The sequence below is a fragment of the Streptomyces sp. G45 genome, assembly GCF_049542095.1.
Lineage (GTDB): Bacteria > Actinomycetota > Actinomycetes > Streptomycetales > Streptomycetaceae > Streptomyces.
Genome location: NZ_JBMUZU010000001.1, coordinates 2,337,664 through 2,359,840 on the forward strand (window position 1 = coordinate 2,337,664; position 22,177 = coordinate 2,359,840).

At 74.6% G+C, this 22,177-nt stretch carries 17 protein-coding genes, 1 pseudogene and 1 CRISPR repeat array (1 of these 19 cut by a window edge); of the genes and pseudogenes, 6 read left to right on the forward strand and 12 right to left on the reverse strand.

Features of this window, described 5'->3' with window-relative positions; genetic code table 11:
* Positions 1–366: direct repeats of the CRISPR family, unit length 29 nt; unit sequence GTGGTCCCCGCGCGTGCGGGGGTGGTCCC (it extends 395 nt beyond the left edge of the window).
* 315 nt (positions 367–681) lie between these two features.
* Both ACOBQU_RS09385 and ACOBQU_RS09390 read right to left on the reverse strand, forming a co-directional pair.
* Positions 682–2,937, reverse strand: a complete 2,256-nt coding sequence (locus ACOBQU_RS09385; protein ID WP_423634370.1) for a bifunctional salicylyl-CoA 5-hydroxylase/oxidoreductase — start codon at positions 2,935–2,937, stop codon at positions 682–684.
* Positions 2,938–2,989: 52 nt separating this feature from the next.
* Positions 2,990–3,817, reverse strand: a complete 828-nt coding sequence (locus ACOBQU_RS09390) for an enoyl-CoA hydratase family protein (protein ID WP_423625733.1) — start codon at positions 3,815–3,817, stop codon at positions 2,990–2,992.
* Positions 3,818–4,233: 416 nt separating this feature from the next.
* Between ACOBQU_RS09390 and ACOBQU_RS09395 the strand changes: the two genes are divergently transcribed.
* A complete protein-coding gene (locus tag ACOBQU_RS09395; protein ID WP_423625734.1) occupies positions 4,234–4,659 on the forward strand; it encodes an ATP-binding protein in 426 nt (141 codons plus the stop codon).
* On the opposite strand, the gene ACOBQU_RS09400 is transcribed toward ACOBQU_RS09395, so the two are convergent.
* The 6 genes and pseudogenes from ACOBQU_RS09400 to ACOBQU_RS09425 all read right to left on the reverse strand — a co-directional run bounded on the left by ACOBQU_RS09400 (position 4,631) and on the right by ACOBQU_RS09425 (position 14,192).
* A complete protein-coding gene (locus tag ACOBQU_RS09400; RefSeq protein WP_423625735.1) occupies positions 4,631–6,079 on the reverse strand; it encodes an amino acid permease in 1,449 nt (482 codons plus the stop codon). The genes ACOBQU_RS09395 and ACOBQU_RS09400 overlap by 29 nt on opposite strands.
* Before the next feature lie 78 nt (positions 6,080–6,157).
* On the reverse strand, positions 6,158–7,195 hold the full coding sequence (argF, locus tag ACOBQU_RS09405) for an ornithine carbamoyltransferase (protein ID WP_423625736.1): 1,038 nt from the start codon (positions 7,193–7,195) through the stop codon (positions 6,158–6,160).
* Between the two features lie 179 nt (positions 7,196–7,374).
* Positions 7,375–8,604, reverse strand: coding sequence for an arginine deiminase (locus tag ACOBQU_RS09410; protein ID WP_423625738.1), 1,230 nt, complete (start codon positions 8,602–8,604; stop codon positions 7,375–7,377).
* Positions 8,605–8,706: 102 nt separating this feature from the next.
* A complete protein-coding gene (locus ACOBQU_RS09415) occupies positions 8,707–11,277 on the reverse strand; it encodes a polynucleotide kinase-phosphatase (protein WP_423625739.1) in 2,571 nt (856 codons plus the stop codon).
* Positions 11,274–12,814: pseudogene (locus ACOBQU_RS09420) on the reverse strand (3' terminal RNA ribose 2'-O-methyltransferase Hen1). Before ACOBQU_RS09420 ends, ACOBQU_RS09415 begins: the two are co-directional and overlap by 4 nt.
* Before the next feature lie 454 nt (positions 12,815–13,268).
* Positions 13,269–14,192 (reverse strand): LLM class F420-dependent oxidoreductase, encoded by a 924-nt coding sequence (locus ACOBQU_RS09425; RefSeq protein ID WP_423625740.1) that lies wholly within the window; start codon positions 14,190–14,192, stop codon positions 13,269–13,271.
* Positions 14,193–14,454: 262 nt separating this feature from the next.
* On the opposite strand from ACOBQU_RS09425, the gene ACOBQU_RS09430 reads away from it, so the two are divergent.
* A complete protein-coding gene (locus ACOBQU_RS09430) occupies positions 14,455–14,703 on the forward strand; it encodes a hypothetical protein (RefSeq protein WP_423625742.1) in 249 nt (82 codons plus the stop codon).
* 149 nt (positions 14,704–14,852) lie between these two features.
* Here the strand turns inward: ACOBQU_RS09430 and ACOBQU_RS09435 are convergent, their stop codons facing one another.
* From ACOBQU_RS09435 to ACOBQU_RS09450, 4 genes are all read right to left on the reverse strand, one after another.
* Positions 14,853–15,341, reverse strand: a complete 489-nt coding sequence (locus ACOBQU_RS09435; RefSeq protein WP_423625743.1) for a DUF6099 family protein — start codon at positions 15,339–15,341, stop codon at positions 14,853–14,855.
* Between the two features lie 374 nt (positions 15,342–15,715).
* Positions 15,716–16,039, reverse strand: a complete 324-nt coding sequence (locus ACOBQU_RS09440; protein WP_423625745.1) for a nucleotide pyrophosphohydrolase — start codon at positions 16,037–16,039, stop codon at positions 15,716–15,718.
* 4 nt (positions 16,040–16,043) lie between these two features.
* A complete protein-coding gene (locus ACOBQU_RS09445; protein ID WP_423625746.1) occupies positions 16,044–17,276 on the reverse strand; it encodes an AAA family ATPase in 1,233 nt (410 codons plus the stop codon).
* Between the two features lie 387 nt (positions 17,277–17,663).
* The gene (locus tag ACOBQU_RS09450; protein WP_423625747.1) at positions 17,664–18,044 is read right to left on the reverse strand and encodes a cell division protein SepF; all 381 of its coding nucleotides are present in this window, start codon (positions 18,042–18,044) and stop codon (positions 17,664–17,666) included.
* A 183-nt stretch (positions 18,045–18,227) separates the two neighbouring features.
* Here ACOBQU_RS09450 and ACOBQU_RS09455 point away from each other — a divergent pair, with 183 nt between their 5' ends.
* The 4 genes from ACOBQU_RS09455 (at position 18,228) to ACOBQU_RS09470 (ending at position 22,136) form a co-directional block, all read left to right on the forward strand.
* On the forward strand, positions 18,228–18,557 hold the full coding sequence (locus ACOBQU_RS09455) for a hypothetical protein (RefSeq protein ID WP_423625749.1): 330 nt from the start codon (positions 18,228–18,230) through the stop codon (positions 18,555–18,557).
* Positions 18,558–18,592: 35 nt separating this feature from the next.
* Complete coding sequence (locus ACOBQU_RS09460; RefSeq protein WP_423634372.1) at positions 18,593–20,899, forward strand: heavy metal translocating P-type ATPase; 2,307 nt, start codon at positions 18,593–18,595, stop codon at positions 20,897–20,899.
* Complete coding sequence (locus ACOBQU_RS09465; protein ID WP_423625750.1) at positions 20,896–21,426, forward strand: copper chaperone PCu(A)C; 531 nt, start codon at positions 20,896–20,898, stop codon at positions 21,424–21,426. The genes ACOBQU_RS09460 and ACOBQU_RS09465 overlap by 4 nt, the downstream gene beginning before the upstream one ends.
* A gap of 71 nt (positions 21,427–21,497) precedes the next feature.
* Positions 21,498–22,136, forward strand: a complete 639-nt coding sequence (locus tag ACOBQU_RS09470; RefSeq protein WP_423625751.1) for an ATP-binding cassette domain-containing protein — start codon at positions 21,498–21,500, stop codon at positions 22,134–22,136.
* Positions 22,137–22,177: the final 41 nt, after the last annotated feature.

Sequence of the window (22,177 nt, forward strand, 5' to 3'; positions counted from 1 at the left end):
CAGCCGTTGCACACAGCACACGCGAGGAGCAGGTGGTCCCCGCGCGTGCGGGGGTGGCCCCCGGGTGTGTGCAGAACACTCGGGGCCGGGGAGGTGGTCCCCGCGCGTGCGGGGGTGGTCCCGTTCCCTTGCCCCTGTCAGAACCGTAGGCTGAGTGGTCCCCGCGCGTGCGGGGGTGGTCCCACCACCAGCGGGGACTTCGAGGTGGACCGGGTGCGGTCCCCGCGCGTGCGAGGGTGGTCCCCTCGTCTCATGCCGCGTCCCGTATCCGCGGTGGTGGTCCCCGCGCGTGCGGGGGTGGCCCCTACTGGTCGAGGCTCGACACAAACCCGGCATTGTGGTCCCCGCGCGTGCGGGGGTGGTCCCGGGTTAGCGCAGGCCCGGGTGGCGGGCAGCGTGTGGCCCCCGCGCGCGAGGGTGGTCCCGTCGAGGCCTTGAAGGTTCGGAGCCGTCACCTGTGGTCCCCGCGCGTGCGGCGGGGCTTGGCAGGTCGCGGCTGCGGGGCCTCGGGGGGCGGAGCGCGGGGTGGGGACGATGCCGTGCCTCTCCTGGCGGGGTCCGGCGGCGTCGGTGTGGCGCCGCGCGGCAGGGGATTCCTCAATCCTGCCCAGCCGGGGCACCGGTGGCGCTGGGTCCGCGAGCGAGCTGGGCGGTGGCTTCGGTGGGGCGCAGACGTACGGGTCAGGGTGGTCCCAGCGTGAGCCGGGGCTTTGGGGCGTCCGTGCGGCCCGTCTGGGGGCGGCGGCTGCCCGCGCGGTACTGGAGGGGCCAGGTCACGCCGGGGCCCGTGTAGGACTGCTCGGCGGCGGCGTGGAGGGTCCAGTGGGGGTCGTAGAGGTGGGGGCGGGCCAGGGCGCAGAGGTCGGTGCGGCCCGCCAGGATGAGGGAGTTGACGTCGTCCCAGGAGGAGATGGCGCCGACCGCGATGACGGGGATGCCCGTCTCGTTGCGGATGCGATCGGCGTAGGGGGTTTGGTAGGAGCGGCCGTACGCGGGGCGTTCGTCGGAGACGACCTGGCCTGTCGAGACGTCGATCGCGTCGGCGCCGTGGGCGGCGAAGGCGCGGGCGACGGCGACCGCGTCGTCCGCGGTGGTGCCGCCGTCGGCCCAGTCCGTGGCGGAGACGCGGACCGTCATGGGCCGTTCCGGCGGCCACACCTCCCGTACGGCGTCGAAGACTTCGAGGGGGAAGCGGAGCCGACCGGTGAGCGAGCCGCCGTACGCGTCGGTGCGCTGGTTGGTGAGCGGGGAGAGGAAACTGGACAGCAAGTAGCCGTGGGCGCAGTGGAGTTCGAGGAGGTCGAAGCCCGCGCGGGCGGCGCGCCGCGCGGCGGCGACGAACTGGTCGCGGATCGCGGGGAGTTCGTCGGCGCGCAGGGCGCGCGGGGTCTGGCTGCCCGGCTTGTACGGGAGCGGAGAGGGGGCCACCAGCGGCCAGTTGCCCGTGTCCAGGGGGTCGTCGATGCCCTCCCACATGAGCTTGGTGGAGCCCTTGCGACCGGAGTGGCCCAGCTGCACGCCGAGGGCGGTGCCAGGGGCCTGGGTGTGGACGAAGTCCGCGACGCGCGCCCAGGCGTCGGCCTGTTCGTCGGTGTACAGACCGGCGCAGCCGGGCGTGATGCGGCCGCGCTCGCTGACGCACACCATCTCCGTCATGACCAGGGCCGCCCCGCCGAGGGCCCGCGCGCCCAGGTGGACCAGGTGGAAGTCGCCGGGGACGCCGTCCACGGCGGAGTACATGTCCATGGGGGAGACGACGACGCGGTTGCGGAGGGTGAGTTCGCGCAGCCGGAACGGGGTGAACATCGGCGGCGTGCCCGGCGGGCAGCCGAAGTCCCGCTCCACGGCGGCGGTGAAGCGCTCGTCGCGCAGCCGCAGGTTGTCATGGGTGACGCGGCGGCTGCGGGTGAGCAGGTTGAAGGCGAACTGGCGGGGCGGCTGCCCCAGATAGAGCGGCAGTTCCTCGAACCACTGGAGGCTGGCGCGGGCCGCGCGCTGCGTGGACTCCACGACGGGCCGCCGCTCGGCCTCGTACGCGGCGAGGGCGGCCGGGACGTCGGGCTGCTCGCGCAGGCAGGCGGCGAGCGCGAGGGCGTCCTCGACGGCGAGCTTGGTGCCGGAGCCGATGGAGAAGTGCGCGGTGTGGGCGGCGTCGCCGAGCAGGACCGTGTTGCCGTGCGCCCAGCGGTCGTTGACGACCGTGCGGAAGGTGAGCCAGGAGGAGTTGTTGGAGCGCAGGGCGCGGCCGCCGAGCGCGTCGGAGAAGGTCTTGGCGCAGGCCTCGATGGACTCCCCCACCTCCATGTCCGCGAAGCCCGCCGCCCGCCAGACCTCCTCGCGCATCTCGACGATGACCGTGGAGTCCGTGGGCGAGAACGGGTAGCCGTGCAGCTGCATCACGCCGTGCTCGGTCTCGGCGATCTCGAAGCGGAAGGCGTCGAAGGCGAAGTCGGCGGCGAGCCAGATGTAGCGGCAGCGGTGGCCGGTGACCGTGGGCTTGAAGACGTCCGCGTGCGCCGCGCGGGTCCGGCTGTGTACGCCGTCGGCGGCGACCACCAGGTCATGGGTCGCGGCGAGTTCGGCGGCGGGCGGCGCGGGGGTGCGGAAGCGCAGGTCGACGCCGAGGTCGCGGCAGCGCTCGTGCAGCACGGCGAGCAGGCGGCGGCGGCCGAGCGCGGAGAAGCCGTGGCCGCCGGAGGTGTGCCGGGCGCCGCGGTGCACGATGTCGATGTCGTCCCAGCGGACGAACTCCTCGCGCAGCGCCGCGTACACGACGGGGTCGGCGTGCTCGATGCCGCCGAGGGTCTCGTCGGAGAGGACCACGCCGAAGCCGAAGGTGTCGTCGGGGGCGTTCTTCTCCCAGACGGTGACCTCGCGGGCCGGGTCGAGGCGCTTCAGCAGCGCCGCGGCGTACAGCCCGCCGGGGCCGCCGCCGATGACGGCGACGCGCCGGGCGAGGGCCCCGGGGTCCCGGAAGTGGCCTGCACGGTCACCGCCCCCGCCACTTCGGGTCCCGCTTCGCGGTGAACGCGGCGTGGAACTCGGCGTAGTCCTCGCCGTTCATCAGCAGCGCCTGCGTCGCGGCGTCCAGCTCCACGGAGGCCGCGAGCGGCATGTCCAGCTCGGCGGTGAGCAGCGCCTTCGTCTGCGCGTACGCCAGAGCGGGGCCCGCGGCGAGGCGGCGGGCGAGCGCGGCGGCGGCCTCGGCGGCCCTGCCCTCGTCGGTCAGCTCGCTGATCAGGCCGATCCGCTCGGCCTCGGGCGCGCGCACCGGCTCGCCCAGCATCAGCAGGCGCGTGGCGTGGCCGAGCCCGACGACGCGCGGCAGCAGGTAGGCGGCGCCCATGTCGCCGCCGGACAGGCCGACCTTGGTGAACAGGAACGCGAACCTCGCCGAGGGGTCCGCGACCCGGAAGTCCGCGGCGAGCGCGAGGACGGCGCCCGCGCCCGCGGCCACGCCGTGCACGGCGGCGATCACGGGGAAGGGGCACTCGCGCAGGGCGCGCACCACCTGGCCCGTCATGCGGTTGAAGTCGAGGAGCTGCGCGGTGTCCATGGCGAGGGTGGCGCCGATGATCTCGTCCACGTCGCCGCCGGAGCAGAAGCCGCGGCCCTCGCCGCCGAGCACGAGGGCGCGGACCGACCGGGTGCGGGACAGCTCGGCGAGCAGGTCGCGCAGGTCGGCGTAGGCGCCGAAGGTGAGGGCGTTGAGCTTCTCCGGGCGGGCGAGCGTGACGGTGGCGACGCCGTCGTCGACGCTGAGCCGCAGGTGCTCCCACTCGGGGGTGCGGGCTGCGGAGCCGGTGAAGGGACTCATGACGTGCGGCCTCCTCGACGGAGAGCGGAGTGGGGCCCTGGGGCGGGCCGGTGCGGGGCGCTGCCGTGTTCCCGCCTTCGAAGTTATCACCCATCCATGACTGTCGTCACGAGCACGCGATACGACGGGCCAGCCGGTCGGCCGGTCACCCTGCCGCCCTGCCGCCCTGCCGCCCGGTCGCCCGGTCAGCCGGTCAGCCGGTCAGCCGGTCAGCCGGTCAGCCGGTCAGCCGGTCAGCCGGTCATGGGTACGCGATCACGCGGGTCGCGGGTGCGCGGCCACCCGGGTCCGGGGCGGCCCGTAATGGCCCGGACCAATGGCCCTGTCGCCGCCCGCTTAGGATTCGTACGGTTGAAGGCAGGACCCGCACAGGATCCCCCTGCTCGGGACCGCCCGCTCGCCGAACGGACCAGCCCTTGCCCGCATCCCACTCCCCCGCCTCCTGGCGCATCGGACTGCCCCACACCGTGGCCGCCGTGCCCATCGCCCGCGCCCTGGTCCGCACGGCCCTGACCGACATCGGCTCCACGGCCTGCACCGACACCGCCGAGCTGCTGACCGCCGAACTCGTCGCCAACGCGATCGAGCACGCGCCGGGGCATCACCCGATAGAGCTGGTCATCGAGTTGCTCCCGACCCGCTGCCAGGTCGAGGTGCACGACTCCAACCCCCTCCCACCGGGGGACCTGACCGGTCCGGGGGCGACCTGCGAGCCGGACCCCTGGCAGGAGCACGGGCGGGGGCTGCTGCTGATCCGCACGCTCAGCACGTCGTGCGGGCACCGCCCCACCGAGTCCGGCAAGGCGGTCTGGTTCACGCTCCAGGCTCCCGCGGAGCACTGACCGCCGCTGCCCCGAGCCGCGAGTTGCGCCGCCCGTACGCCGCGTACACCCCCGCCCCCACCGCCAGGAACCCCGCGAACTGGACCCAGGTCGTCCAGCCCGTGCCCCAGATCAGATACGCGCTGAAGCCGATTCCGAGCAGGGGGAACAGCGGGTGGAGCGGCACCCGGAAGGTGCGCTTCAGGTCCGGTCGCGTCCGGCGCAGGGCGAGTACCGAGGCGTTGACCGCCGCCATGACGGCGAGGGTGCCGATGGTGGTGAGGTTGACGACCACGTCGAGCGAGGAGAACGCGGCGGGCAGCGCGATCAGGGCCGCCACGATCCAGGTGCCCGCGGCCGGGGTCGCGGTGCGCGGGGAGATCCGCTCGAAGACGCGGGGCATCAGGCCGTCGCGGGCCATCGACATCAGGATGCGGGTCTGCCCGTACATCACGGCGAGCACGACGGAGGCGATGGCGACGACCGCGCCGAAGGCGATGACGCCGCCGAACCCGGAGCCGGTGACGCGGTCGACGATCAGGGAGAGCGCGGCGGGCTTGTCGGCGACGGCGTCGGGGCCGAGCGCGCCGATCGCGGCGAGCGCCACGGCCACGTACAGGAGCGTGACGACGCCGATGCAGATCAGGATGGCGAGGGGGATGTTCCGGCGCGGATCGCGCACCTCCTCCCCGGCCGTGGTCACCGCGTCGAAGCCGATGAACGAGAAGAACGCGAGGGACGCGCCCGCGGTGATCCCGGAGGCACCGGCGCCCGCGAACGGGGTGAGGTTGCCGTCCTGGAACGCGGTGAACGCGATCGCGAGGAACAGCAGCAGGATGCCGATCTTCAGCACGGCCATGGCGGCGGTGGCCCGCGCGCTCTCCCGGATGCCGCGCACGAGCAGCACGGCGGCGAGCAGGATGACCACGACGGCCGGGAGGTTCACCGCGCCGCCCTCGCCGGGGCCCGCCGACAGGGCCGTAGGGAGCTGCCAGCCGGTGAGGCTGTCGAGGAGTTCGTTCAGGTACTGGCTCCAGCCGACGGCGACCGCCGACACGGACACGCCGTACTCAAGGAGCAGACACCAGCCGACGAGGAACGCCGTGCGCTCGCCGAGCGCCGCGTACGCGAACGAGTAGGAGCTGCCGGACACGGGGATCGCACCGCCCAGCTCGGCGAACGAGAAGGCGGTGAAGACGCAGGTCACGGCGGCGAGGACGTACGAGACGGCGACGGCGGGCCCGGCCTCGGCGACGGAGTCGGACAGGCCGACGAAAATGCCGGTGCCGACGATCGCGCCCACCCCGAAGCAGACGAGCTGGAACAGGCCCATCGTGCGCCTGAGGCCATGGCCTTCGCGGTCCGCGCCGGACTCGGCGATCAGGAGGTCGGGGGACTTGAGGCGCCGACCGGTGGGGGCGGCCGGGCTGGTGGTGCGCATGGCGGGGTGGTGCTCGTTTCTGGTGGTGCGTACGGCGCGGGGGCGCCGGTGGTGCGGGGGGCGTCCGGTCGGGGCGGGTCAGCGTGGCGCGGGCAGGGGCGCTCCGGCGAGGGTCGCCACCAGGACCGCCTTGATCGTGTGCAGCCGGTTCTCGGCCTCGTCGAAGACCACGGAGTGCTCCGACTCGAAGACCTCGTCGGTGACTTCGAGGGAGCTGAGGCCGTGCTTCTCGCACAGGGCGCGCCCCAGCGTCGTCCCGAGGTCGTGGAAGGCGGGCAGGCAGTGCAGGAACTTCACGTCCGCGTTGCCCGTGGCGCGCAGCACGTCCATCGTGACCGCGTACGGCGCGAGGTCGGTGATGCGCTGGTCCCAGACCTCGGGCGGCTCGCCCATGGACAGCCACACGTCGGTGGCGACGAAGTCGGCGTCCACGACGCCCTCGGCGATGTCCTCGGTGAGCGTGATCCGGGCGCCGCTGCCCTCGGCGAGGGCCCGGGCGCGGGCGACGACGTCCTCGGCGGGCCAGTAGGCGCGGGGCGCCACGATCCGCACGTCCATGCCGAGCATCGCGCCCGTCACCAGATAGGAGTTGCCCATGTTGAACCGGGCGTCACCGAGATAGGCGAACGCGATGCGCTCCAGGGGCTCCGCGCAGTGCTCGGTCATCGTCAGGACGTCGGCGAGCATCTGCGTGGGGTGCCAGTCGTCGGTGAGGCCGTTGTAGACGGGCACGCCCGCGTGGGCGGCGAGCGCCTCGGCCGTCGCGTGGGCGTCGCCCCGGTACTGGATGGCGTGGAACATCCGGCCCAGCACCCGGGCGGTGTCCTTCGCGGACTCCTTCTGGCCGATGTGGGAGGCGGAGGGGTCCAGGTAGGTGGTGGCGGCGCCCTGGTCGGCGGCGGCCACCTCGAAGGCGCAGCGGGTGCGGGTGGAGGCCTTCTCGAAGACCAGGGCGATGTTCTTGCCGGTCAGCAGGCGCTCCTCGCGGCCCGCGCGGCGGGCGGCCTTCAGGTCCGCGGCCAGGGCGAGCAGGCCGCGGAATTCCTCGGCGCTGAAGTCCAGCTCCTTGAGGAAAGGGCGGCCGGTGAGGTCGGGGCCGGTCGAGCCGTTCGCCATGGGGGCGCTCCTGGGGTGCGAATACGTGACTTTGAAAGTCTATACGACCTTACACATTTATATGCACACCCCTTCGACTCGTCCGGGGCCCCCTCTGGAGCCGCCCCTCGGGAGCCGCCCCGGGACACCCCTTGGAGCCGTCCCGGGACACCCCTTGGAGCCGCCCCGGAACGCCCCGGTCACTCCCCCACCGCGCCCCGCTCCACCGGACAGCTCATGCAGCGCGGCCCGCCCCGGCCCCGGCCCAGCTCGCTGCCGGGGATCTCGATCACCTCGATGCCCTGCTTGCGCAGATGCGTGTTGGTGGTGGCGTTCCGCTCGTAGGCGACCACGACGCCCGGCTCGACGGCGAGCACGTTGCAGCCGTCGTCCCACTGCTCGCGCTCGGCGGCGTGCACGTCCTGCGTGGCGGTCAGGACGCGGATCCGGTCCAGGCCGAGCGCGGCGGCGATGGCCCGGTGCATGTGCTCCGGCGGATGGTCGGTGACCTTCAGCTCGCGCTCGTCCACGCCCGGCTCGATCGTGTACGAGGGCAGCGTGCCGAGGCCCGCGTACTGGGTGAACGTATCGCCGTCGATCATCGTCATCACCGTGTCCAGGTGCATGAACGCCCGGCGCTTGGGCATGTCGAGCGCCACGATCGAGGTGGCGGACCCGGCGGCGAACAGCTTGTGCGCGAGCATCTCCACGGCCTGCGGCTTGGTGCGCTCGCTCATGCCGATGAGCACGGCGCCGTTGCCGATGACCAGGACGTCGCCGCCCTCGATGGTGGAGGGGTAGTCGCTCTGGCCCTGCGACCACAGGTGGAAGCCCTGGCCGTGGAAGAGCGGGTGGTGCTGGTAGATCGCCTCGAAGTGGACGGTCTCGCGCTGCCGGGCGGGCCAGCGCATCGCGTTGATGGACACGCCGTCGTAGATCCAGGCGGAGGTGTCCCGTGTGAACAGGTGGTTGGGCAGCGGGCCGAGCAGGAAGTCGTCCAGGTCCATGCAGTGGAAGCGCACGGACGTCGGCTCCGGGTGCCGCTCCAGGTACTCCCGCTTCGTCATGCCGCCGATCAGCAGCTCGGCCAGCTCCGCGGACGGCAGCGGCTCGAACTGGGCCCGCAGGTGGTCGGTGGCGAGCGGCCCGTACTCCTTCTCGTCGAAGACCCGGTCCAGGACGAGCAGGCGGGCCGCCGGGACGTCCAGGGCCTCGGTGAGGAGGTCACCGAAGAGGTGGACCTCCACCCCCCGGTCGCGCAGCACGTCGGCGAAGCCGTCGTGCTCCTGTCTGGCCCGCCGCACCCACAGGACGTCGTCGAACAGCAAGGCGTCCTTGTTGGTCGGCGTGAGGCGCTTCAGTTCCAGGTCCGGGCGGTGCAGGATGACGCGGCGCAGCTTCCCGGCCTCGGAGTCGACGTGGAATCCCATGCCCCCATCCTCACCCCACCGGGGCCGCGGCACGCGCCCCGCGGCGCGTCGCGGGCGTCCCGCCCGGCAGGACAGGGGCGCCCACAACGCGCCAAACAGCCATCAGAGCCGCGGATCCACCGGTTCCGATTCCAGTGCGAGCACCGCGAACACCGCCTCGTGCACCCGCCACAGCGGCTCGCCGTCGGCGAGCCGGTCCAGGGCCTCCAGGCCGAGCGCGTACTCGCGTATCGCCAGGGACCGCTTGTGGCCGAGGAACCGGCCGCGCAGCTTGGCCAGGTTCTCCGGGCGGGTGTACTCCGGGCCGTAGATGATCCGCAGGTACTCGCGGCCGCGGCACTTGATGCCCGGCTGGACGAGCCGCCCCTTGGCGTCGCGCACCAGCGCACCGACCGGCTTGACCACCATGCCCTCGCCGCCGCGCCCGGTCATCTCCAGCCACCAGTCGACGCCCGCGCGCACCGACTCGGCGTCGCCCGTGTCGACGTACAGCCGCCGCGTGGTGCGCAGCAGGCCCGAGCCGTCGTGCTCCACCATGCGGTCGATCAGGGCCAGTTGCTCGTCGTGCGGCAGCGCGGCGAGGCTCCTGCCCTGGACGGCGAGGATCTGGAACGGCGCGAGCCGCACCCCTTCCAGGCCGTCGGTCGGCCAGCAGTAGCGGCGGTAGGCCTCGGTGAACGCGGCGGCGTCCGCGGCGCGCTCCCGCTGCTTGCCGAGCAGCCCGGCCACCTCGACGCCCCGTGCGGCGGCCGCCTGGAGGGCGTCCAGGGCGGCCGGGAAGACCGCGCCGGACGCGGCGCCCACGGCCGCGTACTGCGTGCGCAACAGGCCGGAGGCCTTCAGGGACCAGGGCATCAGCTCGGCGTCGAGCAGCAGCCAGTCCGTGGCCAGCTCGTCCCAGAGCCCGGCCGCGCCTGCCGCCTCCCGCAGCCGGTCCAGGACCTGCTCGGTCAGCTCGGGGTCGCTGAGGAAGGGGCGGCCGGTGCGGGTGCACAGCGCGCCCGTGGGGCCGTCCACGCCGAAGCGCTCGCGGGCCGCTTCGGCGTCCCTGCACACCAGGACCACCGCGCGCGAGCCCATGTGCTTCTCCTCGCACACGACGCGCGCCACGCCGTCCGCCGCGTACTGCGCGAACGCGTCCTCCGGGTGCTCCAAGTAGCCGTCGCGCTTCGAGGTCGCCGTCGGCGCCATCGTCGGCGGCAGATACGGCAGCAGGCGCGGGTCCACCGCGAAGCGGCTCATCACCTCAAGGGCCGCCGCCGCGTTCTCCTCGCGCACGGTCACCCGCCCGGCGTGCCGGGTCTCCACGACGCGGCGGCCCTGGACGTCGCCGAGGTCGAGGGGCCGCCCTTCGCGGCCGCCGGGCGCCTCCGTGCGCAGCGGCTTCGCCGGTTCGTACCAGACCTTCTCGGCGGGTACGTCGACGAGTACGCGCTCCGGCCAGCGCAGGGCGGTGAGCTTGCCGCCGAAGACCGCGCCGGTGTCCAGGCAGATGGTGTTGTTCAGCCAGGTCGCCGTCGGCACCGGCGTGTGGCCGTAGACCACGGCGGCCTTGCCCCGGTACTCCTCCGCCCACGGGTAGCGCACCGGCAGGCCGAACTCGTCGGTCTCGCCGGTGGTGTCGCCGTACAGGGCGTGCGAGCGGACCCGGCCCGAGGTGCGGCCGTGGTACTTCTCGGGCAGCCCTGCGTGGCAGACGACGAGCCTGCCGCCGTCGAGGACGTAGTGGCTGACGAGCCCGTCGATGAACTCCCGCACCCCCCGTCTGAACTCCGCGCTCTCCGCGTCGAGTTGCTCGACGGTCTCGGCGAGGCCGTGGGTGAGCTGGACCGTGCGGCCCCTGAGGTGGCGGCCGAGCTTGTTCTCGTGGTTGCCGGGCACGCACAGGGCGGTGCCCGCGGCGACCATGGACATCACGCGGCGCAGCACGCCCGGGGTGTCGGGGCCGCGGTCGACGAGGTCGCCGACGAACACGGCCGTGCGGCCCTCGGGGTGGACCCCGTCGACGTAGCCGAGCTTGCCGAGCAGCGCCTCCAGCTCGCTCGCGCAGCCGTGGACGTCGCCGACGATGTCGAAGGGGCCGGTGAGGTGGCTGAGGTCGTTGAACCGCCTCTCGGTGACGACGGTGGCCGCGTCGATCTCCTCGACGCCCTTGAGGACGTGCACCTTGCGGAAGCCCTCGCGCTCCAAGTGCCGCAGGGAGCGGCGGAGTTCGCGGGTGTGCCGCTGGATCACGCGGCGCGGCATGTCGGCGCGGTCGGTGCGGGCCGCGTTGCGCTCGGCGCACACCTCCTCGGGTACGTCCAGGACGATGGCGATGGGCAGCACGTCGTGCTTCCGGGCCAGCTCGATCAGCTGGCGGCGGCTGTCCTGCTGCACGCTGGTCGCGTCCACGACCGTGCGGCGGCCCGCGGCGAGCCGCTTGCCCGCGATGTAGTGCAGCACGTCGAAGGCGTCGCGGCTGGCGCTCTGGTCGTTCTCGTCGTCGGCGACCAGGCCCCGGCAGAAGTCCGACGACAGCACCTCGGTGGGCGCGAAGTGCTTGCGCGCGAAGGTCGACTTGCCGGAGCCGGACGCTCCGATCAGGACGACGAGGGAGAGGTCGGTGACGGGCAGGGTGCGGGCCCCGGGCTCGGCGCGCTCGGCGGCCCCGGTTCGTTCGGTGCTGGTCATGCGGCCTTCGCCTCCTTCGCGGTGTCGGTACGGGCGCCGTTCTCGGCGGAGTGGGTGCCGCTCTTGGCGGAGTGGGTGCCGGTGGGCTGCTCGGCGCGGGTGAACACGGCCATCTGCGTGGGCGGGCCCACCTCGGGGTCGTCGTCCCCGACGGGCAGGTACGCGACCTCGTAGCCGTGCCGGGCGGCGACCGCGTCGGCCCAGGCGCGGAACTCGGCGCGGGTCCATTCGAAGCGGTGGTCGCCGTGGCGGACGTGGCCCGCCGGGAGGGACTCCCAGCGCACGTTGTACTCGACGTTCGGGGTCGTCACGAGAACCGTGCGCGGCCGGGCGGAGCCGAACACCGCGTACGCGACGGCGGGCAGCCGGTCCGGGTCGACGTGCTCGATCACCTCGCTGAGCACCGCCGCGTCGTACCCCTTGAGCCGCTTGTCCGTGTACGCGAGGGAGCCCTGGAACAGCTCCACGCGCTCCGCCTGCCGCTCCCCCATGCGCTCAAGGCGCAGCCGCCGGGCCGCGACGGTGAGGGCGCGCAGCGACACGTCCACGCCCACGACCTTCGTGAACCGGGTGTCCTTCAGCAGCGCCTGCACCAACTGGCCCTGCCCGCAGCCCAGGTCGAGCACCCGGCCCGCGCCCGCCGCCCGCAGGGCGGCGACGATCGCCTCGCGGCGCCGCGCGGCCAGCGGCACCGGGCGGTCCTCGGTGTCGGTCTCCTCGTCCTCCTCGTCGACGGCGTTGTCCAGGTCCGTGACGTCCGTGTCGTCGGCGTCGGCGAGCCGGGCCAGCTCCAGGCGCTCCATGGCCTGGCGCGTCAGGGACCAGCGCCGGGCCAGATAGCGGCTGGTGATCAGCTTCTGCTCGGGGTGGTCCGCGAGCCAGCCGTCACCGGCGCGCAGCAGCTTGTCGACCTCGTCGGCCGAGACCCAGTAGTGCTTGGCGTCGTCGAGCACCGGCAGCAGTACGTACAGGTGGCGCAGCGCCCGGCTCAGCGTGAGCGCGCCGTCCCCGGCCTCCAGGACGAGCCGGACGTACCGCGAGTCGCCCCACTCGGGGAAGCGCTCGTCCAGCGGCACCGGGTCGGCCGTGACCGTCCAGCCGAGCGGCTCGAACAGCGCCCGGACCAGGTCGGCGCCGCCGCGCGCGGGCAGCGCGGGCACCTCGACGCGCAGCGGCAGGGGCTGCGCGGCGCGCTCGGGCAGCGCCTTGCAGACGCCGCGCAGCGCGCTGGAGAACACCGTGCTCAGCGCGACGGCGAGCAGCGAGGACGCCGCGTACGGCCGGTCGTTCACGTACTGCGCGAGCGCCGCGTCCGGCGCGCCGCCGCGGCCCTTCCCCGGCGCACCAGCGCCAGCGGGTCCACCTCCAGGAGCAGCGCGGCCGTGCAGCGCTCGGCGGACGCCTCTGGGTAGAAGACGTGCGCCCGGCCGTACGAGGTGGAGAACGCCTGCGCCTTCGCGGGGTGCTTGTGCAGCAGGAACCCGAGGTCGGTGGCGGGGCGTTCAGGGGAACCGGTCGTGCTGATCGTCAGGAACACGGTGGGTCTGCCTTGGTAGGACTGTCGAGCTACGGATGGGTACGGATGGGTGCGGCCCGCTCCGCCCGCGCGCGGCGGCTGCCGCCGTGAGGGAACCGGGCAACGGAACGCCGCGCCGGAACGCGGCAGCGAAGGGGCGTGCTGGGGCGACCACGGCTCCGGGCCCTGCCCGGCGCCCTATGCACACGGGTGCGTCGCCCTCCCCCGTCACGCCTGCACAAACGTACATCGAACACCGCGTTCGCACCCGGGCTTTTCCACCGCCCCACCGCCCCATCACCCCAGGAAGCGAAGCCCCACCGCGCCGCCCGCCCCCTCTGCGCGCCCTCGTCCCCGCGGCGGCCGCCCCGGCGCGAGGGCGGAGCGGCCGCCCCGCGGTCGGCCGTTGGCCGTGCGGAACCGCGAGGTGCGGTTCCGCACGGCCCTGTTCACCGGGCCAGGCCCATGGTGACCGTCAGCGCAGTTGGGACTGCACCTGGGACGCGATCAGTTCCAGGTGGTCCAGGTCGTCCAGGTCCAGGCACTGGAGGTAGACGCGGGTCGCGCCGATGTCCGCGTAGCGGCCGATCTTGTCGACGACCTCGGCGGGGGAGCCCGCGAGACCGTTGGCCTTGAGTTCGGACACCTCGCGGCCGATGACCGCCGCGCGCCGCGCCACCTCCGCGTCGGTCCTGCCGACGCAGGCCACCAGCGCGTTGGAGTACACCAGGTCGTCGCCCGCGCGCCCGGCCTCCTCGGCGGCGGCGCGCACCCGGCCGAACTGCCGCTCGCTGTCCTCCACCGAGGCGAAGGGGATGTTGAACTCGTCCGCGTACCGCGCGGCGAGGCGCGGCGTGCGCTTGGCGCCGTGGCCGCCGATCAGGACCGGCACCTTGGCCTGCGCGGGCTTGGGCAGCGCGGGCGAGTCCGCCAGCTGGTAGTACGTCCCGTCGTAGGTGAACGTCTTGCCCACCTCCGTCGACCACAGGCCCGTGACGATCTCCAGCTGCTCCTCGAGGCGGGCGAACTTCTCCTTCGGGAACGGAATGCCGTACGCCCGGTGCTCGTCCTCGAACCAGCCCGCGCCGAGGCCCAGCTCCACGCGCCCGCCCGACATCTGGTCCACCTGCGCCACCTGGATGGCGAGGACGCCGGGCAGCCGGAACGTGCCCGCGGTCATCAGCGTGCCGAGCCGGATCCGCCGGGTCTCCCGGGCGAGCCCGGCCAGCGTGATCCAGGCGTCCGTGGGGCCCGGCAGACCGTCCACCGAGCCCATGCTCAGATAGTGGTCGGAACGGAAGAAGGCGTCAAAGCCCAGGTCCTCGGTGGCCTTGGCGACGGTGAGCAGCGTGTCGTAGGTGGCGCCCTGCTGGGGTTCGGTGAAGATACGCAGATCCATGCCCCCATCCTGCACGGTCGAACGCCCGTCAACCTCACCGTTTCCCCCGATCCCGGCCCGCCCCGGTCGGGTGAAAAACCGTCAACCCGGCGGCCGGGGCGCGTTCCCGCCAGTGACCGGCCCGCGCCGGTGATCGTTGGCTCCGCGGAGCCGGACCGCCCGGCGCCCGCGCCGGCGGCCGATGCCGGTGCGCCCCCAGCACCAACTGCCCTGTCCGGCCCGCTCGTTCCGGCCTGGCGGGGCGCGGGCCGAGGAGGCCGTGATGTCCCAGGAAGCCGTGCCCGAGCAGGCGCACGACCCGCTCGCGGAGCCGGTGCGCGACCAGGGCGTGCCCGAGCAGGCCCGCCCCCACCCTCCGGGCGGGCAGCCGGGGGCGCCCAAGGGGCTGCTCCAGCAGATGGAGGAGCTGATGGCGGCGCTCAACGCGGACCTGACGCAGCTCGACGCGGACCTCCAGCAGTCCGCGGGCGGCCGGGGGGCGGCGGTGGCGGAGGAGCCCGGGCGGTCCTGAATCACCGGAGGGGGCGCTCGCCCCGCGGAGGGCGGGACCTGTCCGAGGGGGGCGACGCCCGGCGCGTGAAGGCGGGGCAGACGAGGCCGGGCCCGCCAGGAGCACTGCCCCCGTCCCGGAGCGGCGGGCCCGGCGCCGCCCGTCCGGCGTCACGCCGGTCCCCCGCTTCTTCCGCACGCCCCCTCCCCCGACAGGTTGCGCTCGCGGGCCGCCAGGCGGCGGAGCATTTCCAGGACCCGGTCGCGGGACTCGTCGGCGGCGTCGATCGCTTCCATGCACTGCCAGTACAGCCCCTCGTCGTCGGCGCTCATGGCCACGGACACCAGGGAGATACCGGCCTCCCCCAGGAGGGCGCCCAGGCTCAGCAGGGTGTCGTGGGCGTCCGCTATGCCCGTGAGACACCCCGCCCGTATCCGCGTGCCGGGCGGGGGTGGGTCCAGCAGGCCGCAGCCTCTGCCGCTCAGCTCGCTCAGGCCCAGCGCCTCACCCCGTAATTCCGGTGGCCCGCCGACGGCCAGGCGGCCGCCTATCGCCTGGGCCAGGGCGTGCGACTGCCATACCTCCGCGACGGTGGCCGCGGGGTCCTGACTCCGCGCCAGGGCGCACCTGGTCGCTTCGATGAGCCGCATCGCATCCATGCGCCGTCCCCATTCATCCCGCGCCCACTCGCGGCACGTACACCGCACTCCCTTGTTCACTACCCACAGTGAGCGCCTTCGGTTCGAAAAGCCAGAGGAAGCCTGAAATCTGTGGACAGAAAGCCGGTTGTGGACAATGCATCCACTACTTAGAGTGACAAGAAGGTGTTTTTGCGGGGCTTCTGGAGTGTCCAGCGGGTGGTGACACGGCGGACTCGCGGGGCGGCTGGGCCCCGCGGGCGCCCGGGGCGCGCGGTGACCGGGGCCCACGGGGCGTGCGCCGGGCGGCCCGTGGGCCGAGCGCCTCGGGAGCGGCGCGGTGGTCGCGGGGGCGCGCGGGGCGGTTCGCCTTCACGGCTTGGGGCGCTTCGCCGTCACGCTTTGGGGAACCGCTCCTCGTTCCGGTCGATCTTCTCGGCGAGCGCCTTCAGCGGGTCGATGCCCAGCACCTCGCAGAACTGGAGGAGGTAGGCGAGGACGTCGGCGACCTCGTCGGTGACGCGGTGGGCCGAGTCCGGGTCGGCCATGACGCGGGCCGACTCCTCGGGGGTCAGCCACTGGAAGATCTCCACCAGCTCGGAGGCCTCCACGCTGAGCGCGGCGGCCAGGTTCTTGGGGGTGTGGTAGGGCTGCCACTTTCTGGCTGCCGCGAACTCGGCCAGCCTGCGCTGCAGTCCCGCTACGTCTAGATCGGTCACGGGGTCAGTCAACTACATGGGGGCGGGGGCGGAGGGCGTGGCCCTGCCGGGGGCGCACCGCCGCGGAGGGGGCGGGGTCGAGGTCGATGACCGTGACGCCGTCCGCCGCCGCGGCCCACGCGGCGTCGGCCACCGTGCCGATCAACCGGATGTGGCCCCGGGCGCAGGCCCGCGCGGCCAGGTCGGCCAGGGCCCGCTTCTGGCGCTGGTCGAGGCAGCGGTCGAACCCGTCGGCGAGGACGGTGAGGTTCTGGTACGCCTCGGGGACCTCCGCCACGGGGTCGACCTCCAGGACGCGGGGGCCGGTGAGCAGGACCAGGGCCAGCGCCAGGTAGCGCAGTTCGCCGTCGCCGAGCCGCCCGGCGCAGGTGCGCTGGCCGTCGCCGCGGTCCAGGACGGCGCGCAGGCCGCCGTCCCGGGTCTGCTCGGCGAGCACGTCGGTGACGGGCCCGGCGCACCCGGCGCGCAGGGCCGCGACGAGCTGCGCGTGCCGGTGGCCGCACTCGGAGCGGGTGCGCCAGAGCACTTCGGCGAGGTTGTGGCAGTCGCCGATGAGCCGCCCCTCGCCGCGGCGCCCCGCGGGCAGGGGGTCGCGCATGCTGCCGGGCCTCGGGTCGCACGCGAACGCCGAGCGCAGCGCGACCACCACCTGCTCGGCGGCGGCGAGCACCAGCCGCTGGCCGTCGGTCTTGCCCGCGACCCGCAGCGGCAGCAGCGCCGTGCCGAGCCGGTCGTCGGGCAGCGGCGCCCGCGTCACGGGCGCCGCGCCCGCGGTGTGCCAGGAGGCCTGGACGGTACGGCGCCCCGGGTCGCGCAGGGCCGTCTCCAGGAGTGTGAGCCCGTCGCGGGTCAGCCGCTCGCCCGCGATCCGCAGCTCCGGCTCGGCCTGGACGGCGAGGTCGAGGCGGACCGGGCCCGCCGGGCCGTCGACGGTGCAGCCGATGCGGAAGCCGCGCCGTGCCTGGCGGTCGGCGCGGGCCTGCTCGGGCACGCAGCGGGCGGGCTGCGGGAACGCCTCCACGAGGTCCGCGCCGCCGCCGAGCCGCGCCAGCGCCTCGTAGGCCCGCAGGGCGTTGGTCTTGCCGCTGCCGCTCGGCCCGGCGAAGAGGGTGAGGGGACCGAGCGGGAAGGCGGCGGCCCGGTGTCCGGCGAAGGCGGAGAGCCGCAGCTCGGTGACGCACGGCTTGTCCCTGCCCGTTGGTACCCGCGCGAGCGCCCCGCGGGAGTGCACAGTCATGGCCGGACGCTATGGGCCGGTGGATCAGACGAACCGTTTTGGCCAAGCGACCTTCGCCCGATCGGGCGATCACCGGCCAACGCGGTACGTTTGTCGGCCAGTTGACCGGCGGCGAAGGGCGGCGCGGGTCGGCCGCCGACGCCATGCCGACAGGTGGCGCGGGGCGGCCGTCGGCGCCGAGCGGTGGGCACCCGCGGCGCGGGGCGGCGGCCATCGGCACCCGGCCGGGCGCACGGCGGCGGCAGCCGACCGGCCCCAGGCCGCGCCCCTCGGCGCCGAGCGGAGCGGAGCGGCCTCCCGCGTCAGCCAGCCAGCGGGCGGGCGCGCACCGGGGCCGAGCCCGGACCGCGGGCGAGGCCGGGAAGCGACCCCCGAAAGCCCCCGGCGTCAGACGGTCGCCGCCTCCACCAGGCCCTGCACCTCGGTGTCCGGCGGGGACAGCAGGAAGACGTTCTTCTCCACGCGGTGCATGCCGCAGCCGAGGCCGAAGACGACACCGCTGCTGAAGTCCAGGACGCGCTTGGCGACTTCGGCCTCGGCGCCGCTCAGGTCGAGCAGGACCGGGGTCCGGGACATCAGGTACTCGGCGACCTCGCGGGCGTCCGCGAAGACGTTGACGCGGGTGACGATGAAGCGGCGCCGGGCCTCGGTCTCGGCGTCGGGCAGGGAGCGGTGCCCCGGCCACGACGGCCATTCGTTGCGCCCGCGCAGCGGTACGACCTGGGCCAGCCCTTCCCACTGCTCGTCGGTGGCTTCGTTGCTGGTCACAGAGCAACCCCGTCCTGGCTCGTTCTCAACGTCTGGCCAGGCAATTCTGACCCAACTCACCCGTTCGGCCCAACCGCGACACGTGCGCGACGCGAGTGGGACATCTCTCGTACGCCTGCTGACGCCCGGTCAGCGCCGAACGGTTCCGGGAACTTCCGGGCGGGCGCGTACGACCACCTGGCCATGCCTGCCGAGCCGCCGCCCCCGTCCGCCCAGCCCCCGTCCGCCGCTGAGCGCGCCTCGTCCGCCCAGCCCGCCTCATCCGCTCAGCCCGCCTCATCCGCTCAGCCCGCTTCGTCCGCCCCACCCGACAGGGCCCGGGCGTGGCGCCCGCCGCCCGCGCTGCTCGGGTTCCTCGTGCTGCTCCTGGTGGTCTTCGCCGTCTCGTACCAAGTCGGGTCGTCCGTCGGGCCCGTCGCGCCCGGCATGCGGTCCTCCTCACCGGACGGCGACAGCGGCGACGGCGGCGACAGTGGCGGCGGAGGGTCGCACGGCGGGCACGGAGGGCACTAGTGGGCGACACCACCACCGACCTCGTCATCGGCGGCATGACCTGCGCGGCCTGCGTGAACCGCGTCGAGAAGAAGCTCGGCGGGCTGGACGGCGTCAGTGCCAGCGTGAACCTCGCCACCGGCCGCGCCCGCGTGACGCATCCCGCGGGCACCGCGCCGGACGACCTGGTAGCCGTCGTCGTCCGCGCCGGGTACACCGCCGAGCTGCCGCCGCCCCCGGAACCCGTACCGCATCCGGTACCGGATCGCGCACGGAGTCCGGAAGCGGAGCGGGAGCGCGCGGGTAGTGAGCGGACGCGGCTGGTCGTGGCCGCGCTGCTCTCGCTGCCCGTGCTCACGCTGTCGATGGTGCCCGCCTGGCAGTTCCGGAACTGGCAGTGGCTGTGCTTCGCGCTGGCCGCGCCGGTCGCGGTGTGGGGTGCGTGGCCCTTCCACCGGCGGGCGCTGCGGGGGCTTCGGCACGGCGCGGCGACCATGGACACGCTGGTGTCGCTGGGCGTCGTGGCCTCGTTCTCCTGGTCGGCGTACGCGCTGTTCCTCGGGGGCGCGGGCGAGCCGGGGATGCGGATGCCGTTCGAGGTGCTGCCCTCGGCGGGCGGCGGGACCGCGCACGTCTATCTGGAGGCGGCGGTCGGCGTGCCGCTGTCCGTGCTCGCCGGGCGGTTCCTGGAGGCGCGGGCGCGGGGCGCCACCGGCGCGGCGCTGCGCTCGCTCGCCGAACTGGCCGCCAAGGACGTCGCGGTGCGCGGCGCCGACGGCGCGGAGCGACGCGTGCCGGTCGCCGAGCTGCGCGTGGGCCAGGAGTTCACGGTGCGGCCCGGGGAGCGGGTCGCCACGGACGGCGTGGTGGTGTCCGGTGGCTCCGCGCTCGACCTGTCGCTCGTCACCGGCGAGAGCGAGCCCGTGGACGCCGGGCCCGGCGACGCCGTCGTGGGCGGCGCGGTGAACGCGGGCGGCCTGCTCGTGGTCCGCGCCACCGCGGTCGGCGCCGACACGCAACTGGCCCGCATCACCCGCATGGTGACGGACGCCCAGGCTGGCAAGGCGCGCGCCCAGCGGCTCGCGGACGCCGCGGCGGGCGTGTTCGTGCCGGTGGTCCTCACCCTCGCGGTGACCGTCCTCGGGTTCTGGCTCGGCGCGGGCGCGGACCCCGAGGCCGCCGTCACCGCGGCCGTCGCCACCCTGGTCGTCGCCTGCCCGTGCGCCCTCGGCCTGGCCACGCCCACCGCGCTGCTGGCCGCCACCGGCCGCGGCGCCCAGCTCGGCGTCCTCGTCAGCGGCCCCCGCGCCCTGGAGACGCTGCGCCATGTCGACACGGTCGTCCTGGACAAGACGGGCACCCTGACGACGGGCCGGATGACCGTCACCGACGTCACCGCCGCCGAGGGCGGCCTCGGCGCGGAGACGGTCGTGCGGCTCGCCGGGGCGGTGGAGCGCGGCTCGGAGCATCCGCTGGGGCGCGCGCTGACGGCGTACGCCGAACAAGCCGCGCCGGACGGCTCCCCGCTTCCGGACGTCACCGGCTTCCGCGCCACGCCGGGGCACGGGGTGCGCGGCACCGTCGCGGGCCACGACGTGGAGGTGTGCGTGCCCGGCGACGCGCTGACCGGCGCGCTCGCGAAGGCCGTGGAGGCGGCCGAGGCGGCGGCGCGGACCGCCGTCCTGGTGCGGGTCGACGGCGTCGACCAGGCCGTCGTGGCCGTCGGCGACGTGCTGCGGCCCGGCAGCTTCCGGGCCGTGGACCGGCTGCGGCGCCTCGGCGTGGAGCCGGTGCTCGCCACCGGGGACCGCCCCGCGACGGCCCACGCCGTCGCCGCCGAACTCGGCATCACCGAGGTCCACGCCCGCTGCACCCCCGAGGGCAAGGCCGACCTCGTACGCCGCCTGCGGCAGGAGGGCCGCCGGGTCGCGGTGCTCGGGGACGGCGTGAACGACGCGGCGGCGCTCGCCCGCGCCGACCTCGGCATCGCCATGGGCTGCGGCACCGACGCGGCGATCGGCGCGGCCGATGTGACGCTCGTCGGCTCCGACGTCGGCGCGGCGGCCGTCGCCGTGCGGCTCGCCCGGCGCACCCTGGCCACGATCCGCGCCAACCTGGTCTGGGCGTTCGGCTACAACGCGCTCGCCGTGCCGCTCGCCGCCGTCGGCCGCCTCGGCCCGATGACGGCCGCCGTCGCGATGTCGGCGAGTTCGCTGCTGGTGGTCGCGAACAGCTTGCGGCTGCGTACGTGGGAGCCGGTGCCGCGGGGCGCGCGGGAGCGGGCGGGGGCGCGGACGAGGGCGGGGGCTGGGGCTCGGGCTCGGGCTCGGGCTCGGGCTGCGCGAGGGGGTGCGCTCCGGTGACCTCGCGGTACGAACGAGCGTACGGGCGGGTGTACGCGCGGGCGCGGGGCGCGCTGCCCGGGGTGCTCGCGCCGGTCCTCGCGCCGGTGCTCGCCTGTGCCGTCGCGCTGTGCGGGCTCAGCGCCTGGGTGGCGTCGGGCGCCGCGGGCGGGCCCGCGCGGATCTCCGTCACGGACGGGCGGGTCTTCCTGCCGTACGGCAGCGTCAAGGACACCGCCGCGTTCTTCCGGATCGCCAACTCGGGCACGTCCGACGACGTGCTCCTGTCGGTGCGGTCGCCGCGCGCCGACGACGTCATGCTCAGCCGGACCGTGGAGCGGCCGGGCCGCAACGTCGAGTCGATGCGGATGGTGGACTCCGCGACGATCCCCGCGGGCAGGCGGATCACCATGCGGCCCGACGGGCTCGACGTCATGCTCCGCCCGAAGCGGGCCCCGCGGCTCGGCGAGCGGATGCCGTTCGTGCTGCGGTTCCGGCACAGCGGGGAGGTGCGCGTGACGGCCGTGGTGGTCAGACCCGGGAACTGACGGCGCCGCCCGTCCGACTACTGCCTTCGAACACCACAACCTCCGAAGGCAGGGAAGGCGGGTGACGGCCGATGGGCGGTCTCGACGTACGCGTGCGGGGTCTGACCTGCGGACACGGGCGGGTCGTCGCCGTCGACGGCGTGGACCTGGACGTCGCGGCGGGCGAGCGCGTGGCGCTGACCGGCACCAACGGCTCCGGCAAGTCCACGCTGCTGCGCGCCCTGCTCGGCCTGCACCGGCCGGGCTCCGGCACGATCCTCGTCGACGGCCGCGGCCTGGCGTCGGCCGCCGACCGGGCGTGGCGGCGGCGGGTCTGCGCGTGGGTGCCGCAGAAGCCGGTGGCGGGACGGTTCCCGCTGCTCGCGGGCGAGTTGCTGGACTCCAGCGGGGCGCCGCAGGCGGCGGCACAGGCCGCGGCGGGGCTCGGCGTGGGGGCGCTGCGGCGCCAGGCGCTGCACACGCTGTCCGGCGGGCAGCTCCAGCGTACGTATCTGGCGCGGGCGATCGGCTGCGTGGCGGCCGGGGCGGGCGTGGTGCTCGCCGACGAGCCCACCGCGGCGCTTGACTTCGCCGGGCAGGAGGAGGCCGCGGACGCGCTGACGGCGCTGCCGGTCACGCTGGTCGTCGTCACGCACGACCGGGCGCTGGCGGGGCGGTGCGACCGGGTCCTCGACATGGCGGCGGGGCGGCTGCGGGAGGTGCGGGCGTGAGCGGTGCCCTGCCGGGTGGCCCCCAAGCCCGCCCCTTCCCG